Origin of the sequence: Pontibacter coccineus (assembly GCF_030546575.1) — a bacterium.
Lineage (GTDB): Bacteria > Bacteroidota > Bacteroidia > Cytophagales > Hymenobacteraceae > Pontibacter > Pontibacter coccineus.
Map to the genome: position 1 here is coordinate 58362 of NZ_JAUOTN010000007.1, position 16758 is coordinate 75119.

Sequence of the window (16758 nt, forward strand, 5' to 3'; positions counted from 1 at the left end):
GTACCAAAATCCACGTTAATAATTCTAATTTTTCTCGTTAAAAATGTTTTCTACGATGTGACTCTCAATGCGTGAGAGCACATTGTCGTAACTTTCCTTGTGAAACGGCTCCCCCGTGAAAACCTCGTAAAGCTCAATGTAGCGGTCCGAAATACTGTGCACCACTTCATCGGTCATGTCAGGCACGGTCTGCCCTTCTTTACCCTGAAAGTTGTTCTCGATCAGCCACTGTCGCACAAACTCTTTTGAAAGCTGCTTCTGCGATTCGCCGCTCTGCTGACGCGCCTCGTATCCTTCCAGATAAAAGTAGCGCGAAGAATCCGGCGTGTGGATCTCGTCAATCAGGTATACCTCGCCGTTGTAATTGCCGAACTCGTACTTGGTGTCCACCAGTATCAGTCCGCGCTGTGCGGCCAGATCCGTGCCTCTCGCAAAGAGGGCCCGGGTATAAGCTTCTAATTTAATATATTCTTGCTCAGATACAATGCCTTTTGCTATAATTTCTTCGCGCGAGATATCTTCGTCATGCCCTTCGTCTGCCTTGGTGGTCGGGGTGATGATCGGCTCCGGCAGTCTGTCGTTTTCGCGCAGGCCTTCCGGCAGGGCGACACCGCACACACTGCGTTTGCCTTCTTTGTATTCGCGCCAGGCATGCCCGGCCAGGTAGCCCCTGATCACCATCTCCACCTTGTAAGGCTCGCAACGGTAACCGATGGTTACGTTCGGGTCAGGCGTCGACAGCACCCAGTTTGGCACCAGGTCCGAGGTAGCTTTCAGGTTGATGCTCGCAATCTGGTTCAGTACTTGCCCCTTATAAGGAATGGCCCTTGGCAACACCACATCAAAAGCTGAAATCCGGTCGGTCGCTAAAACTGCCAGTCGGTTTTCAAAATAATAAACGTCGCGTACCTTGCCTCTATAAAAACCGGTCTGCCCGGCGAAGGAGAAATTCGTTTCTTTAATGGCCTCCATTAGGTCTGTTAGGTTTGAGAAGGGCAAAGTTAAAATATTTTTGTGGGTGAGCGTGATAAGGTATAGGTATAAATGTAAAATGCCTTCGCAGACCGGGTAACTATCTGAGTTTTGACACTGCTATATACTCTGAAGTATAGTGAAAGTTTTATATTATGAAATCTATTGTTTGTACATTATCCAGAATGTTGTGCCGGGGGTAAAATTTTATCCGTCATCGGTTCCCGGTAATGAATGATGTTGTGCGCCATTCCTTTAAAAATGACAAAATGAAAGGGCAGCATGGCATACCAGTATAACCTACCCGCCAGGCCATCTGGACGGAAAGCAGCCAGTTGCTCCAGGTAGTTTCCTTCGGCATCGCGGCATATTTTGAACTGCAGCCAGGCCTCGCCGGGCAGCTTCATTTCGGCGTAAAGCAACAGGCGCCCGACTTTATGATCGACAGCCAACACACGCCAGAAATCGATCGAATCGCCGGCCTTTACATCGATTGGGTGTCTTCGGCCGCGCTGCAGCCCAACGCCACCCACCATTTTATCGAGCAGGCCGCGCAGCTCCCACAGGAAGTCTGTCTTGTACCAGCCCCGCGTGCCGCCGATACGCAGGATGTTATCCAATACCTCTTCAGGCGCCCGGTCGAAGCGCATGCGCTGTCGGTCGGTGAGTACGCCGTGTTCTGGTATTTGTACAAAATCCATGAAGTCTAGTTGGATCGTCCCGCTCACCAGTGCATCCTTCCAACTGGAGACCACCATGTTCTGCTCCATCTTGGTAAAAGCCAGATTCAGAGCGCTCTCGTAACTCAGACACTTGTGCGGGATCAGCTGCTCTATACTGCTGTCTTTCACCACGGCATCGTTGCGCAGGCTCTCCACCAGGCTCCTGGCCAGCGCATAGTTGGTGCTCGTGACAAAGTACAACCAGTAGGAGGAAAGTTTGGGGGTGAGCACCGGTAAGGTATAGATACGCCGCTTCAGGTTTCGGACCTTGGCCAGTTGCAGCAGCATTTGCTTGTAGGTGAGCACATCGGGCCCGCCAATTTCGAAGCGCCTGTCATAACAGTCCGTGCGGCCGAGCACAGCAGTGAGGTAAAACATGACATCGCGAATGGCAATGGGTTGGCAGCGGGAGTTGAGCCAGCGGGGTGTTACCATCACCGGCAGCTTCTCCACCAGGTCGCGGATGATCTCGAAAGAAGCGCTGCCCGACCCGATGATAATGGCGGCCCGGAGCACGGTGAGCGATGCTTTGCCCTGGGCGAGCACATCCTCCACCTGCCGGCGCGACGTCAGGTGCTTTGACAGGTGCGCGTCGTTGGCAATGCCGCTGAGGTATACAACCTGCTTTGCGCCAGTCGTATCCAGGTAGTTGACGAAGTTTGTGGCCGACGCTTTTTCAGCCTCATCGAAGTCTGCAGAGCCGGAGCCCATGGAGTGTACCAAATAATAGGCAGCTTCGATATCGCGAGGCAGATTTTGTAAGCTTTCTGGCTTGAGCAGATCGCCTTTTACTACCTGAATCTTACCCTGCAGACTGTCAGGCACCTCGAAGCGGCGTGGGTCGCGGACAAGGCAAACCACCTCGTGTTGCGCCTCGACCAGCACAGGCAGGAGTCGTTTGCCGATGTAGCCGTTTGCGCCGGTCAGGAGTATTTTCATCAGAGTCTCTCAGGTAGTTTATACCTGCACAACAGGTATAGCTTTGAATTGTTGCAAGTAGGCAATTATACTTATTCGAAGATAGTAAACCAATAGGTATAGCAAGTGGCTGCTATAATGTGTATAAGTTGCTGATAGGTAAGTGTATAAAATTGATTTTTTAGATGAAATTGAAATTATTTGAAATAATTATTTGGATTATTTAAAATGCTGATCTAGCTTTGCATCATCAAGTCTGATATCCCTTGTGGGTATCGATTTATAAAGAAGCGTGGAGAGACAGGCTCTGTGAAACGCTAGCAACCAGCCTCGGGCAAGGTGCTAATTCCTGATTCCGGAAGTCCGGATGTATATAAATTGATAACGTTATGGAAAAGGGAACCAAGCCAACACAACATCTTTTATTTTTTACGCCGGCAGCTCAACTGCCCGTTATTTCGCATGCTTATACTTTCGCTGCTACCTGCTGTAGCCGAATGTGCATGTGTTGCTGCTGTTGCTAGCGCGACCAATCCCCCGTTTTTTTGCTACAATTCCGTCGAGCCTCAGGTATAGCCTGTGAGCGTCCGTCTGTAGCCAATTCTATCCTCTTGTCTTAAAGCAAGCTAATCTATTCTATATTTTTCAAAATTTAAAAGCACGACTATGTCTAATACACTTCATTTCGAAACGCTTCAATTACACGCCGGCCAGGAAATCGACCCTACCACACGCTCCCGCGCCGTGCCCATTTACCAGACTTCTTCCTATGTTTTCAAAGACGCCGAGCACGGTGCCAACCTGTTTGCCCTGAAGGAGTTCGGTAACATTTATACCCGCATCATGAATCCCACCACCGATGTGTTCGAGAAGCGCATTGCCGCTCTGGAAGGTGGTGTAGCAGCAGTGGCCGTAGCCTCCGGACAGGCGGCGCAGTTCATCGCGCTTACTAATATACTGGAGGCCGGTGATAATTTTGTGTCCTCCAGCTTCCTCTACGGCGGCACTTATAACCAATTCAAAGTATCCTTTAAGCGACTGGGTATAGAGGTGCGCTTTGCTGAAAACGACGAGCCGGAAAGCTTTTCGCAGCTGATCAACGAAAACACAAAAGCGATCTACGTGGAAACGATCGGTAACCCGCGCTTCAACATTCCTGATTTCGAGGCGATCGCCGCAGTGGCCAAGGCGCATGATATTCCGCTGGTGGTAGACAACACGTTCGGAGCGGGGGGGTACCTGTTCAGGCCACTGGAACATGGCGCCAACGTGGTGGTGGAGTCGGCTACCAAATGGATTGGCGGGCACGGGACCAGCATTGGCGGCGTGATCGTGGACGGCGGTAACTTCAACTGGGGCAACGGCAAGTTTCCGCAATTCTCGGAGCCATCCGAAGGCTACCACGGGCTCAACTTCTGGGAGGTATTCGGCGCAAACGGGCCTTTTGGAAACATCGCCTTTGCCACCAGAGCGCGGGTGGAGGGCTTGCGTGACTTCGGTCCGGCGCTCAGTCCGTTCAACTCCTTTTTGCTGCTACAAGGTTTAGAGACACTCTCGCTGCGGGTGGACCGCACCGTGCAGAATGCCCAGGCGCTGGCCGAATGGCTGGAGCAGCACGAGCAGGTGGAAAGCGTGAACTACCCGGGCCTTGAGTCCAGCAAATACCACGGCCTGGCCAAGAAGTACCTGAAAAGAGGGTATGGCGGCGTGCTGTCCTTTAACCTGAAAGGAGACAAAAAACAGACGGAAGTGTTTGTGAACAGCCTGGAGCTGATCAGTCACCTGGCCAACCTGGGCGACGCCAAAACCCTGATCATACACCCGGCCTCTACCACCCACCAGCAGCTGTCGGAGCAGGAGCAGCAAAGTGCGGGCGTGACGCCTACCTTACTGCGCCTGTCGGCAGGTATAGAGCACCTTGATGATATAATCGCTGACCTGGAACAGGCATTCGCCAAAGTCAGGGAGCAGGACAAACAAGCCGTTTTGAATTAAGCACAATGCCCGAACAATTGATTTTTCATTCTCAGAAACAATTCCAGCTGGAGTCAGGAGCCTCGCTTCCTGGCTTCCAGTTGGCCTATACAACCTATGGACAACTCAACCAAGACCAAAGCAATGTGGTGTGGGTATGCCACGCCCTCACGGGCAGCTCGGACTTCACCGACTGGTGGGGCGAATTATTCGGCGAGGGAAAACTTTACGATCCGGCGGACTGGTTCGTGGTTTGTGCGAACACCCTGGGTGGCTGCTATGGATCCACGGGACCACTTGCAGTTAATCCGGAAACGCTGCAACCCTACTACCACAGCTTCCCGCAACTGACCAATCGCGACATCGTGCGGGCCTTTGATCTGCTGCGGCAGGACTTAGGTATAGCGCAGGTGCATACCTTGCTCGGAGGCTCGCTGGGCGGGCAGCAGGCACTGGAGTGGGCCATTTTACAACCGGAGGTTTTCGGGAATCTGATCCAGGTGGCCTCCAATGCCCGGCATTCGGCCTGGGGAATTGCCTTTAACGAGAGCCAGCGCATGGCCATCCGGCAGGACCCGACCTGGGAGACCGATACCAAAGACGCAGGTATAGCAGGCCTCAAAACAGCCCGTGCCATCGCCATGCTTTCTTACAGACACTATACCTGCTACGAGGAGAGTCAGCACGAGCCCGGCAACAGCATCACCGATGATTTTCGGGCGGCCTCCTACCAGGTATACCAGGGCGAAAAACTGGCCAGCCGCTTCAATGCCTATACCTACTGGCTGCTCTCCAAAGCCATGGACTCGCATAACGTTGGCCGCGACAGGGGAGGAGTAGAGAAGGCTCTGGAGCGGCTCAGGGCCAAAGCGCTATTTGTCGGGGTGGACACCGACCTGCTTTTTCCGGTTGAGGAGCAAGCGCAACTGCACCGGCTGGCACCGGGTTCCCGTTTCGCGCTCCTCCACTCCGGCTACGGGCACGATGGCTTTTTGGTGGAAACGGCACAGCTCACGCAAGCCATCCGGGAATTTTATGAATCAGAAACAGTAAAGCACATTCACTATGAAAATACAGAAGTTTAAGAAACGAATCGGGCTGATCGGTTTTGGCTGCGTAGGGCAGGGACTCTACGATGTGGTGGACGCCAACCGGCACCTGGGCTGGGAGATCGGAAGCATCTGCGTGAAAGACAAAGATAAATCCCGCTCCCTGCCAGCCTCCGCCTTCACCTACGATGTACAGGAAGTGCTGCAAGACCAAAGTATCGATATCATCGCCGAGCTGATCAGCGATCCCAAAGAAGCGCTTGGAATACTCCGGCAAGCTTTGCAGCAGGGCAAAACCGTGGTGTCGGCCAATAAAAAAGTCGTCGCCGAGAACCTGCCGGAACTGATCCAACTGCAGCAGCGGCACGGAGGAGTCTTATTGTATGAGGCCTCTGTGTGTGGCAGTATACCTGTGCTGCGCACGCTCGAAGCCTACTACGGTTCGGAGCCACTGGTGGAAGTACGCGGGATCCTGAACGGCTCCTCTAATTATATATTGAGCAAGCTGCACGCAGAGCGCGGTAGTTTCCAGTCCGCTTTGGCGCAGGCGCAGGAGCTGGGTTTTGCGGAGGCCGATCCGTCGCTGGACGTGGAGGGAACGGATGCGCTGCACAAGCTTTGCATCATGGCGGCGCATGCCTATGGTTTGCTGGTGCATCCGGATGAGGTGCTCCATTTTGGAATCCAGCATGTCGCCACCGAAGCTGTAGAGCTGGCCACTGCGCTGAACTGCCGCATCAAGCTGGTGGGTTCTTTAAAGGCCACCGCTACCGGGCAAGTGGCGCTGCAGGTATTGCCAACACTTATACCTGAAGGTGATGCCCTGTACGATGTGGAAGCGGAATTCAACGGGCTGGAGATAGAGGGCCAGTTTGCCGGAAAGCAATTCCTGAAAGGGCGCGGTGCGGGCAGCCACCCCACCGGATCAGCTGTGTGGGCTGACGTGGCAGCGGCTGTGCGCGGCTACCGCTATACCTACCCTAAGCTATGCACCAGCCAGGCGACTGCCACATCCGGAGATGAGCAGCTGACTATACTGCTTCAGGGGGAGGCAAAACGTCTTGCACAGGTCCTGGAACAGCTGCAGCCTGCCATCCAGCACCAGACTCCGGATCAAAGCCAGGTCATCCTGTCACTGACGCCGCAGGAACTCAGGCTACACCAAGGCTTGCTAAAGCAGCATGGCATTTTCGTGGCCGCTATACCTGCAAGAGTGGCGCTTGATATAGTACCAGAAGTTCTCGATCGTGCTGAAGCTATACCTATAGGAAGCTTGTAAGTTTTGCTTTTGCTCAATTAAGGATAAGGAACCAAAAGGCTGATGTACAGCTTGCTAGTCATATAAAAATAATTCAATTCTGAATTTTATATAATTGTAATTTTAAATTGTATATTAATTGTATAGATATGTTATAATAAAGAGGATTAAAGTCTTCAACCTTGTATTTTAAAATATTCGAATAAATAAAGCTGTCATTTTCATCTGTTTGTGGTTTCACTATCGTACAAAGAATATTTATGGACGATTCATAATACACGACAGCAATGAAAATCTATATACCCTGGCTCAGCTCGCTACTTCTGATAATTATATTTTCGTCGTGTAGAAACGACAATGTTTCACCAATTCGGAACGTGCGTTTTGACCCGGGTTTGCTGAATCCGGTGCAGGCGGCAGGCGGCGTCCCCTGCACTGCGCATACCTATTATTATAATGGTGCGGAAAAGTCGCTGGGCACGGTTTACAGTGGTATGGTGCTGCTGTCGTTTAGCGGTGAGCTCAATAATGAGCAGGCTATCGCTGCTGCGGGGCGCCATGGTTTTATAGAAGCGCTTGGGCAACCTGTTCAGACGAACTCTGCCCGCCTATATCCTGCCAAACTGGCGCCTGGACTTAGCTGCCGGCAGGTAGAGGTGGCGCTTTCCGAGCTAGTGCAAGATCCGGCTGTGGACTACGCAGCCCCTTATTTTGAAGCGGCTGGCGGACAGCTGTTAGGAGTGTCAAACGAATTTATAGTGGTGGTAGAAGCGGGCAAGCTACCGGCAGCGCAGGTGCTGAAGCGCCTGAGTGGGGCCACTGGAACCGAGGTTGTAAGTGCCCTGAGCGAAGATACCTTTGTGCTGCGCGCCAACAAAAATTCACAGGGCAATGCCCTCGAAATGGCCAACTTCTTTTATAAGCATCCGCTCATAAAGCATGCTGAACCAGATTTTGTGGTTTCGCTGGCCATGTAAAATACTCAAGTGATAGTTTTGGGTTAAGAGTGAGAAAGCCCCGCTTCCGGAAACTGGAAGCGGGGCTTTCGTCTTTTAAAGGTATCGTACTGGTAAATTAGCCAAGGTATACAACAGCGGCTTTTTCGCGCAGGTTGTACGATGAGGCCATTACCTCACCATAGGCACCTGCCGTGCGGATCGCGATCAGGTCACCCCGGTTCGTTTCAGGCAGTACGACCGCTTTCCCGAAGCAATCGGATGACTCGCAGATCGGACCCACCACATCATAGCGCTCGTCTGCGCCCTTGCTGCTTATGTTCTCGATCTTGTGGTAAGACTGGTACAGTGCCGGGCGGATCAGCTCGGTCATGCCGGCATCCAGGATGGCAAAGTTGGTCGATACGCCTTTTTTGATGTAAAGCACCTTGGAGATTAGCGTCCCGCTCTGGGCTACCAGGGCACGCCCCAATTCAAAATGAACCTGCTGGTTTGGGCGCACTTCCAGAAACTGATTGAATAGCGAGAAGTAAGCCTCGAAATCAGGTATAGGCTGTTCGTCCGGGCTGTAGTAGTCCACCCCCAGGCCGCCGCCTACGTTGATGTGCTCCAGCTGTACCTGCTGTGATTCAAACCACTCCTGAAACTCGTTCACGCGGGTGCACAGGTTGCGGAAAGCCGACAGATCCGTGATCTGCGAGCCGATGTGGAAATGCAGGCCGATCAGCGACAGGTTGGGCAGTGTTTTGAGCAGCGCCAGCACGTCGGGCAATTCCCAGGCGTTGATGCCGAACTTGTTTTCCTCGAGGCCGGTGGTGATGTACTTGTGTGTATTGGCATTCACGTTCGGGTTGATGCGCAGCGCGATGCGGGCCGTCTTGCCTTTGGCTTCCGCCAGTTCGTTCAGCACGATCAGCTCGTGGCTGGACTCGCAGTTGAAGCAGAAAATGTCCTGATCCAGTGCGAAGTTGATCTCCGCGTCTGCTTTGCCCACGCCTGCAAATACCACATGGTGTGCGGGGAAGCCGTTTTCAATGGCGCACTTCACCTCGTTTCCGCTCACGCAGTCCGCTCCAAAGCCCACGGCACGCATCTCTTGCAAGATGGGGCTGTTCGTGTTAGCCTTCAGGGCGTAGTGTACCTGAAAGTTATACCTGGCGGCCTCCTGGCTGGCCTGTTGCAGGGTTTGGCGCAACAGGTTGAGGTCATACACATAAAAGGGAGTGGCGTGCTGCTGCAACTCCTGCACAGAAAGATTAAGCATTGCTGTTGTTCCTTTCAAAGATGCCCTCATTTAACAGGATCAGGGATCTTTCTTTATCGGTTGTGTTAATCAATAAGCTGATGTTGTTTTTGCTTCCGCCATACGAGATCATGCGGAGCGGAATATCTTTGAGCGCCTCAAATATCTTCAGCCCCGAGCCACTGCGCTCCGCTATAAAGTCACCCACCACACAAATGATAGACTGGTTCTGGTCAACTTCCACCTGCCCGTACTCCTGCAGTTCGCGGGTGATCTCGGTCAGAAACTTCGGGCTGTCGATGGTCAGTGAAACGGCTACTTCGGAAGTCGTGATCATGTCGATCGGGGTCTTATACCTTTCGAACACTTCGAACACGCTGCGCAAAAAACCATAGGCCAGCAGCATGCGCCCTGACTTGATCTTGATCGCCGTGATGCCATCTTTTGCCGCTACCGCCTTGATGCCGCCTTTACTAGCCTGGGCCGAAATGGTGGTGCCGGGGGCATCGGGCTGCATGGTGTTAAGCAGGCGCACCGGAATGTTCTTCTGCTTGGCCGGCTGTACGCTGGAGGGGTGCAAAATTTTCGCTCCGAAATAGGCAAGCTCCGCCGCCTCGTCAAAAGAAAGCTCAGCGATCGGGAAAGTATTCTTTACAACACGCGGATCGTTGTTGTGCATGCCGTCAATATCAGTCCAGATCTGAATTTCGCTGGCATCGGCCGCGGCACCGATCAGGGAGGCAGAGTAGTCTGAACCGCCACGCTTCAGGTTATCCACTTCGCCAAAGGCGTTGCGGCAAATATAGCCCTGTGTGATGAAAAGGTTGGTGCCCGGGTACTTTTCCAGCTCCAGCTTCAGATTTTTGCTGATATAGGCGTTGTCCGGCTCTTCGTTCTCATCTATCTTCATGAAGTTAAGGGCTGGCAGCAATACCGAAGCTATACCTTGCTCTTCGAGGAAGAACTGGAATAGAGCCGTTGACAACAGCTCACCCTGCGCCAGCACGGCACGCTCCTCGTAAATGGTGAAGAGGTCCAGCGTGAAAGAGCGGATGTGATCAAAATGAATGGATATCAGCTCGAGGGCCTGTTTTTTCTTTTCGTCAGTGAGGTAGAGGGCTTCTACTACCTGTTTATATTTAACGTGTAGCGCATCAATGAGCGCATTGGCTTCCTGGTTGGCATTCTGGTAGAGCGTCTCCGCAATCTGTACCAGCTGGTTCGTAGTACCCGACATCGCCGAGAGCACCACGATCTTAGGCGACCCATCGTTGATGAGGTCTGCTACTGCTTTCATTCTTTCAGCCGACCCTACAGAGGTGCCGCCGAACTTTAAAACTTTCATCTAATCAGTTTGAAATAAAGGGTATAGCCAGAAGATGGTCAGGTCTAGCCTTTTGCAAGGTATAAGATGAGCAAAATCCGGCTGTAAATTTAGCAAATTCGGGGCAGATGTGTGATAAGCAGTTAAAAAAGAAAAGGCAGCCTGTTAGGGCTGCCTTTTCTGCAGGTATTATACCTGAATATTAGTTCTTCATAATTCTGGTGGTGGACTCCATACCTTCACCCACCACTTTGAGGATGTACATACCCGTCTGCAACTGTCCAAGCTGAAGCTCCAGTACGTTCACCCCGGCATCCAGGTCCATGTCTTTGGCCATGACACGGCGACCATTGATGTCGTAGATGGTCATGGCGGCAACTTGTGCCTCCGGCACGGTGAGCGTTACCTTGATTACATCCTGGAATGGATTCGGGTAGGCCTGCGTGGCCAGCTCGCGCGCCAGGCCTTTGGCGTTCACTGCAATCACGTTGCTGTAGGCAAACTGCCCGTCAACATCCACCTGTCTGAGTCGATAGTACACGGTGCCCTGCACTGGGGTGCGGTCAGTGAACTGGTATTTGGTCTCCAGACTGGTCGTGCCTTTGCCTTTCACGGTGCCCACTTTCTCAAAGCTTCTTGCGTCGAGGCTACGCTCAATCTCAAAGCGGTCGTTGTCCAGTTCCGAAGCCGTGAGCCACTCTAGGTGCGCCTGGTTATTGCGGACCGTGGCCGTGAAGTATACCAGCTCGACTGGGAGCGGGATGATGATGGGCTCGTTGCCCAGCAGGCGGATGACAATGCTGAGTTCGATTGATCCTCCGAACTGATCGGTCACTGCTATTGTCAGCGGGAAAGCGCCTTCACCTAGAGCAGCCGGATTTGTAACGGAAATGGTGCCATTAGCTGCTAGCGCCAAACCTTCGGGTAAGGTGCCAAAAACAGGTTCTGCATTGACAATATTACCATCTGGGTCTGTTGCGAATGCCAGTATATCACCAACAGAGTACTCGTTGTTATACCTTGGCGGATTGATGGTATAGAAAGCATCGCAATTGACAGTGATCGTCACCTCATCAGATGTGGTTGCGCCACCTGCACCGCAAACTGGGGTAGATGTCCAACGGAAAACATAGGTGCCCGGAGCCAGGTTAGAGGCTGTAGCATTGTTAGAGCTTGCCGGAGTGAACACAGCATCTGATGGACCGCTAACCTGAGACCATAAGCCGGCATCCTGCCCCACATCGTTAGCGCTGAGTACTACGCTGTTTCCGCACACTGTTCTGTCTTCGCCCGCATTAGCTTGTAAGGCTGAATTGGTTACTTGTACTGTGACCGTATTCGCTAACACAATTTCTCCGCATTCAGGAGTTGTGACAGTAACATAAAAGAACTGATTTCCTTCGGGAAGATTAGGGGTATCTCTGCTTACTACCCCACCCGTTCCCGCGAACGCGGATCCGATGCGTTGGTCGGCGCCAAAATTTATTTCTGTCCCCACCCTGCGGTAAATCTGATAGGTATAGGGTGAATTTACATTAGATTCTGTCTGCACGCCAATGGTTGTTCCGTTTCCAACGCATACCTTGTTGTTTTCTGCAAACACGAAGTTATTAACAGACGGGCCTGAAATGAACACAGTCGCCTGGTCAGGTATGGTAACGCCGCAGGCTCCTGCTCCCGGGAACGAAACAAGAAGGCCAATGGTGGTATTAGCCGAAATTGGGCCGGTTGTCAACGTAATGTTACCGGTGGCACCTGCTACTGGTTCACCAATTGGAAGCCCGGTTGACTGGTTGACCAGTTGGTACACATAAGCTGGGTTGGAGCCAGCGAGTTGATAAAGTACATTACGACTGCCGCATACGGGTTGCGGGGTAATAGGTGTTAAGGTAAGTCCGGTGGTATCAGGCTGCGGTCTTACCGTTACGGTCACTGAGTTAGTTGAGATGGCGTCGCAGGCAATGCCAGTTAGGCTTCTGGCCCGGAAAGTAACTGTCTGATCCACATTGGCAGCCGACAGGTTTGTGAATGGCCCTGAAATTAGGGTGATCGGACCGCCAGTACCTAGCACAGAACTACCAGACTCCTGCCCGTTTACCAACAGACGATAAATGATGGCATACTCTGAACTGGACAACTCAAAGCTGGTAGTGTTGCCACCGCAAACCGTAGCCGTGGTAGGGCTAAGTGTAAAGGCAGTTGATGGAGGGCTACAAGCTACCACAATTGGCGCTGACTGTCTGCTTTCACAACCATTTGGTGGCGTGAAAGTGGCTGTTACAGTTGCCCCGGCAAACAAATCTTGTGCTGATATACCTTCAACACCCCAGGTTGTTCCTGAGATAAACACAGGAGTAGGGTATGGCGAGCCTTCAATGTACAAAGTGATTTGTCCACCGGCAGCAGAGGCTGGGGCTGTACCGGTAACTGTGGTAGCACCTGCAGTGATCGGGTTAACCGTTAAGACGCCTTCCGGGCCTGGTGTAGCTGTAACTACGTTGGAATTTACGCTGCTTACATTGTTTGGAGATACGGCTCTGGCTGTAATAGCCGTGCCCGCAGCAATGCCTCCTGCCGTGGTCGATGTAAAATTTGCTACCCATGCACCAGTGCTTGTAACAGTTGCTGTTACCGGAGTCGTGCCATCGCTTTGCGTAACGAGCGTACCGGTTCTGGTGCCAGCCGTGCCTCCTGTGTAAAATTGAATTGTCGTACCAATTGGGTTTGTGGAAGTGCCGGACAAGGTAGTGACAAAACCGCAGCTTGGCGCATTGATTACTGGAGCTGTTAATGTAGGACGAACAGTTACAAAGTTGGACGGAGCAGATGTAGAAGGGCAATTACCTGAAAGCACAGATCGAACAGATAAAATATCACCTAGAGCCAAGGCGGGAGAAACATTAGTTATAGGCAATGTGTAAGTTCCAGGGCCAGGGATTGACAGTGTTGTGCCTGCAGCAGCGCCATTTCTGTAAATACCTATATTCCCAGCCCCAGTTCCGCTTACTGTAACAGTAAGCGAGGTTAAATTAGCAGGAACATTTGTTGGTGTAGTTGTAAATGTAGCACCGTCATATGTGGCTCCTGTAATGGTTAATACTTGAGAGTTAACTGTGAAATTATTTCCTGCTTGATAGCAAAGCAGGTTTGATCTAGTTGATTCACAACCAGTAGGGGTTCCACTAGCATCCGTCGGAGTTGTTGTGACTACATAGTTTTGGTTATTAGTAGGTAACTGCAGAGCAGTAGGAGCTCCAGCAGAACTTGCAGGGAAATTTGTGCCTACCGTTAAGTTCAATACCCCCGTTTGAGCAGGTGCCGCTCCGGTCGTAATATTGTATACACGAATTATTTGATTTCCTGTGAAGCTAGGAGCAATTACAATCGCTCTCGTTCCAGTAGTGCCTGTTATACCTACAATTCTAGGTGCGGGAGTGTCTGTACATACCCCAGTCGTAACCGTTACTGTATTCGAAAGTGGTGATATAGTTTTACCGGGAGCTGTCACTCTGGCTGTAACAGTGCTCCCCGGTGTCAGTAAATTACTTGGTATACCGCTCAACGTCCAGGTGCCGTTCGCACTCACCGTTGGGCAAGCCAATTGTCCTGTGCCACCACAAATGGTATTACCGTTTAGGAGTACATTTACAACAGTGCCCGGAATCTCTGTGCTAGTACCCGAAATGGATGTGCTGTTGGCATTGATCGGACTATTTACTACAGGTGCTGCAGAAGGTGCAGGCGTTATACCTGAGTTTCGGATCTGAGTGAGCGTAGTGGGTGGGAATATGCCTAGTAAGGCGCGCCAGGCATCTGGTGCATTATAGCCATAGGCCTGAAAGTTCACACCGCCTACATCTGAAATGGTGCCTGTAAAACCGCTTTGCGCGCTCGTAATCGTGATGCCGCTCATACGCAGCGGAGTAGTAGGCGTTAATGCATCTCCGAATACACTCAGTGGTACATAGAAATCATAAAAGTAGTCCGGGTCGCCTCCGTTTGTAGAGCCAGCCACTGCTCGTTGGGAAAACTGGTCAACTGCTCCTGTAAAAATAGTGCCGCTTGTTGCCCCCTTGTGGTCTAACACTTGTACAGACGAATTCGATGCTAGCAGAACTTCGAATTCGAATCCTGGATTAGCCCCTGTGCCCTCAAATAAATTATCTGAGTCGATTAGAACGCTATAACCTTTGGAGGCTTCAGAGTTACCACCAAGGCGTATCCGAAACATGAGATTTGTGCCATCGAAATACACAGCAATGGGTGAGCCCGTAGAGGGAGAGGTGATCGGCGAGATAGGTCCTGCCAAGTCAGTGTGCCCTCCAGCAGTACCAGTATTGAGGTCCCCAGTAGGTTCTGAAGTTAGCGCCGGGAACTGTCTATAGGGAATCTCACTGTTACCTGCCCCTTCATCCCTGCCATTTGTGAATCCTGTTCTGTTGATGGAGACATACCCATCTTTGTTAGGATCCAGTATTTGTTGTCCTGTTCCGAATGATGGTCTGATGATAAGGCCGGGAGTGGTTTGCGCTAACGCGCTTGCGATCGTGACTACGAGCAAAATAGCAACCCACAGGCTGCTCCGCAGTAACGAGACTTGTATAAATTTTTTCATAGTCTGGGTAAAAGTTTGTTATAGCAAGTATTTGGTTAAAGGGTATTTAATACAATAAAAACTTGTGTGAATCAGGCAGGACGTGCCCCATTCTCACTTTTAGATTGTATTGAGTTATACGTGCCTGTGCTACAAAACTTTAGTGTGCAATTGGACTGGAGTTGGAAAGCAATGCGGGTGTAAATTGTATTAATAAGTCTCTATATTGTTATATCTCAATCTAGGTGCAAGCATAATTCGGCCTGTTTCCTGTGTTATGTTCGATTTCACAGAGGGGGATAAGAGAAGAGAAAACTATATAAAAAGCAGAGGCCAGATAGTAATGCTGAAACTGTGCAATTTTAGAAAAGGAACCAAAGGGAAGGTGTAATGGAAATGTACAATATTTACACTATATAGAAGATGTCTATGAATTGGATTAAGATAGGCGTGTAAATTGTAATTTAAAAATATATTTCTAAACTATGCAAAGGGTGATGCTGGCAGCATTTCCGCCGAAACCTGCCGCGTTTATCATAAGGCGTTGCATGCCTGCAAGGGGCGAAGGTGGGAGCAATAAGGGATAGTCTGGCAAGGTAATTTTCTGTTGATCAAGCAGATGCAGGGCATACTGTAAACTAAGAGCACCAGAGGCGCCAAGTGTATGACCTAGCAGGTGCTTATTCGTGGTGATAGCAGGGGGATTACTTTTGAAGATTGCCTCAATTGCACTTAATTCAGCCTTGTCGCCCGCTTTGGTGCCAGGTGAATGGGTAATGATGGCATCAATCTTATTAGCCGGGGACTCCAATTGTGACAAGGCATGCCGCATGGATTGCTGAAAATTAAGTCCATCGGCAGATATACCTGTCTTACTCTGGATTTGCTCAAAACCGAAGCCCACAGCCTCTATGATGACGTCCCCTTTGCGAAGCTGGGAAGCAGTTACTTTCTCAAGTGCCAGCACGGCTGCGCCTTCGCCCAGTACAAAGGTATTCTCACCAGAAATACCATAGGGTTGGCAGGGGAAAGGTTGGTCGTGCATCGAAGAATAAATTCCGATCGCTTTCATCTGAGCAATCGTGAAATCGGTGAGGGGAGCTTCTGTGCCGCCAGCCAGAAAGCGGCTGGCCATACCTGCCCGCAGCCAGGCAATTCCGTTGGCGACAGCCATGAGCGCTGTGCTGCAGGTAATGGAGTGACTGATCTGCGCCCCGCCCGCATTGACGGCGTGGCCTACCCAACTCGACAAATTACCCAATGTAGTGGTAGGAGAGGCGGAAGCTGAGAGCCGTTGCTGCTGAAAAGCCTCATAATGTTGCTCAAATAAGCCGGTGGCTCCTCTGGAAGAACCGATATTCACGGCCAGGTCTTGCTGTGGTTCAGAGGGAGCGTTCAACCAGCCTGCCTGTTCTGCAGCCTGACGGGCAGCATATATGGCCATCAGTACGGAGCGGTCCAACTGGCGATAGGTGGGGGTTTCTGCCTGGAGTTTTTGCAACGCCTCTTCGCCTGCTTCAGAGAGAGCGGCCACTGGAGTTGCCTGTCCCTGGTGCTGCACAATAGAAAAACCAGGCCGGCCGGAAAAATACGCCTGCGCTGTGGACTGCTCATCTATACCCAGAGGAGAGATAGCACCACAGCCCCTGATCACGATATGTTCTTTCGCGCTTTCCATTGTGGGGCAAAGGTAAAAACAAAGATCGGGGCAACAAACGTGTGTCACCCCGATCTTTGTTCAATGAACG

10 protein-coding genes and 1 riboswitch are annotated in these 16758 nt (G+C 51.4%); of the genes, 4 read left to right on the forward strand and 6 right to left on the reverse strand.

Annotated elements, in window-relative coordinates:
• Positions 1-24: 24 nt before the first annotated feature.
• Together Q4E40_RS15845 and Q4E40_RS15850 are read right to left on the reverse strand one after the other, a co-directional pair.
• Positions 25-972, reverse strand: a complete 948-nt coding sequence (locus tag Q4E40_RS15845) for a phosphoribosylaminoimidazolesuccinocarboxamide synthase (protein ID WP_303413533.1) — start codon at positions 970-972, stop codon at positions 25-27.
• A 176-nt stretch (positions 973-1148) separates the two neighbouring features.
• Positions 1149-2633: an SDR family oxidoreductase gene (locus Q4E40_RS15850; RefSeq protein ID WP_303413534.1), complete on the reverse strand. Its 1485-nt coding sequence runs from the start codon at positions 2631-2633 to the stop codon at positions 1149-1151.
• 256 nt (positions 2634-2889) lie between these two features.
• Positions 2890-2992, forward strand: a riboswitch (SAM riboswitch).
• A 286-nt stretch (positions 2993-3278) separates the two neighbouring features.
• Here Q4E40_RS15850 and Q4E40_RS15855 point away from each other — a divergent pair.
• From Q4E40_RS15855 to Q4E40_RS15870, 4 genes are all read left to right on the forward strand, one after another.
• Positions 3279-4607, forward strand: coding sequence for an O-acetylhomoserine aminocarboxypropyltransferase/cysteine synthase family protein (locus Q4E40_RS15855; protein ID WP_303413536.1), 1329 nt, complete (start codon positions 3279-3281; stop codon positions 4605-4607).
• 5 nt (positions 4608-4612) lie between these two features.
• The gene (locus Q4E40_RS15860) at positions 4613-5671 is read left to right on the forward strand and encodes a homoserine O-acetyltransferase family protein (protein WP_303413537.1); all 1059 of its coding nucleotides are present in this window, start codon (positions 4613-4615) and stop codon (positions 5669-5671) included.
• Positions 5652-6914: a homoserine dehydrogenase gene (locus Q4E40_RS15865; protein WP_303413539.1), complete on the forward strand. Its 1263-nt coding sequence runs from the start codon at positions 5652-5654 to the stop codon at positions 6912-6914. Before Q4E40_RS15860 ends, Q4E40_RS15865 begins: the two co-directional genes overlap by 20 nt.
• A 266-nt stretch (positions 6915-7180) precedes the next feature.
• Entirely contained in the window at positions 7181-7870 is a 690-nt protein-coding gene (locus tag Q4E40_RS15870; protein ID WP_303413541.1) for a hypothetical protein, read from the forward strand.
• 97 nt (positions 7871-7967) lie between these two features.
• Here Q4E40_RS15870 and lysA read toward each other — a convergent pair whose 3' ends face one another.
• The 4 genes from lysA to Q4E40_RS15890 form a co-directional block, all read right to left on the reverse strand.
• Positions 7968-9113 carry a diaminopimelate decarboxylase gene (gene lysA, locus Q4E40_RS15875; protein WP_303413542.1) on the reverse strand — a complete coding sequence of 382 codons (1146 nt, stop codon included), beginning with the start codon at positions 9111-9113 and terminating at the stop codon, positions 7968-7970.
• Positions 9106-10437: an aspartate kinase gene (locus Q4E40_RS15880; RefSeq protein ID WP_303413543.1), complete on the reverse strand. Its 1332-nt coding sequence runs from the start codon at positions 10435-10437 to the stop codon at positions 9106-9108. Before Q4E40_RS15880 ends, lysA begins: the two co-directional genes overlap by 8 nt.
• Before the next feature lie 181 nt (positions 10438-10618).
• Entirely contained in the window at positions 10619-13159 is a 2541-nt protein-coding gene (locus tag Q4E40_RS15885; RefSeq protein WP_303413545.1) for a T9SS type A sorting domain-containing protein, read from the reverse strand.
• A gap of 2329 nt (positions 13160-15488) precedes the next feature.
• Positions 15489-16688, reverse strand: a complete 1200-nt coding sequence (locus tag Q4E40_RS15890) for a beta-ketoacyl synthase N-terminal-like domain-containing protein (RefSeq protein WP_303413546.1) — start codon at positions 16686-16688, stop codon at positions 15489-15491.
• Between the last annotated feature and the right edge of the window lie 70 nt (positions 16689-16758).

What these genes read in the sequence shown, in the direction of transcription:
- Q4E40_RS15865 (WP_303413539.1), top strand. Translation starts at nt 5,652, where the DNA reads ATGAAAATACAGAAGTTTAAGAAACGAATCGGGCTGATCGGTTTTGGC.
- Q4E40_RS15845 (WP_303413533.1), bottom strand. Translation starts at nt 972, where the DNA reads ATGGAGGCCATTAAAGAAACGAATTTCTCCTTCGCCGGGCAGACCGGT.
- Q4E40_RS15870 (WP_303413541.1), top strand. Translation starts at nt 7,181, where the DNA reads ATGAAAATCTATATACCCTGGCTCAGCTCGCTACTTCTGATAATTATA.
- lysA (WP_303413542.1), bottom strand. Translation starts at nt 9,113, where the DNA reads ATGCTTAATCTTTCTGTGCAGGAGTTGCAGCAGCACGCCACTCCCTTT.
- Q4E40_RS15850 (WP_303413534.1), bottom strand. Translation starts at nt 2,633, where the DNA reads ATGAAAATACTCCTGACCGGCGCAAACGGCTACATCGGCAAACGACTC.
- Q4E40_RS15890 (WP_303413546.1), bottom strand. Translation starts at nt 16,688, where the DNA reads ATGGAAAGCGCGAAAGAACATATCGTGATCAGGGGCTGTGGTGCTATC.
- Q4E40_RS15860 (WP_303413537.1), top strand. Translation starts at nt 4,613, where the DNA reads ATGCCCGAACAATTGATTTTTCATTCTCAGAAACAATTCCAGCTGGAG.
- Q4E40_RS15855 (WP_303413536.1), top strand. Translation starts at nt 3,279, where the DNA reads ATGTCTAATACACTTCATTTCGAAACGCTTCAATTACACGCCGGCCAG.
- Q4E40_RS15880 (WP_303413543.1), bottom strand. Translation starts at nt 10,437, where the DNA reads ATGAAAGTTTTAAAGTTCGGCGGCACCTCTGTAGGGTCGGCTGAAAGA.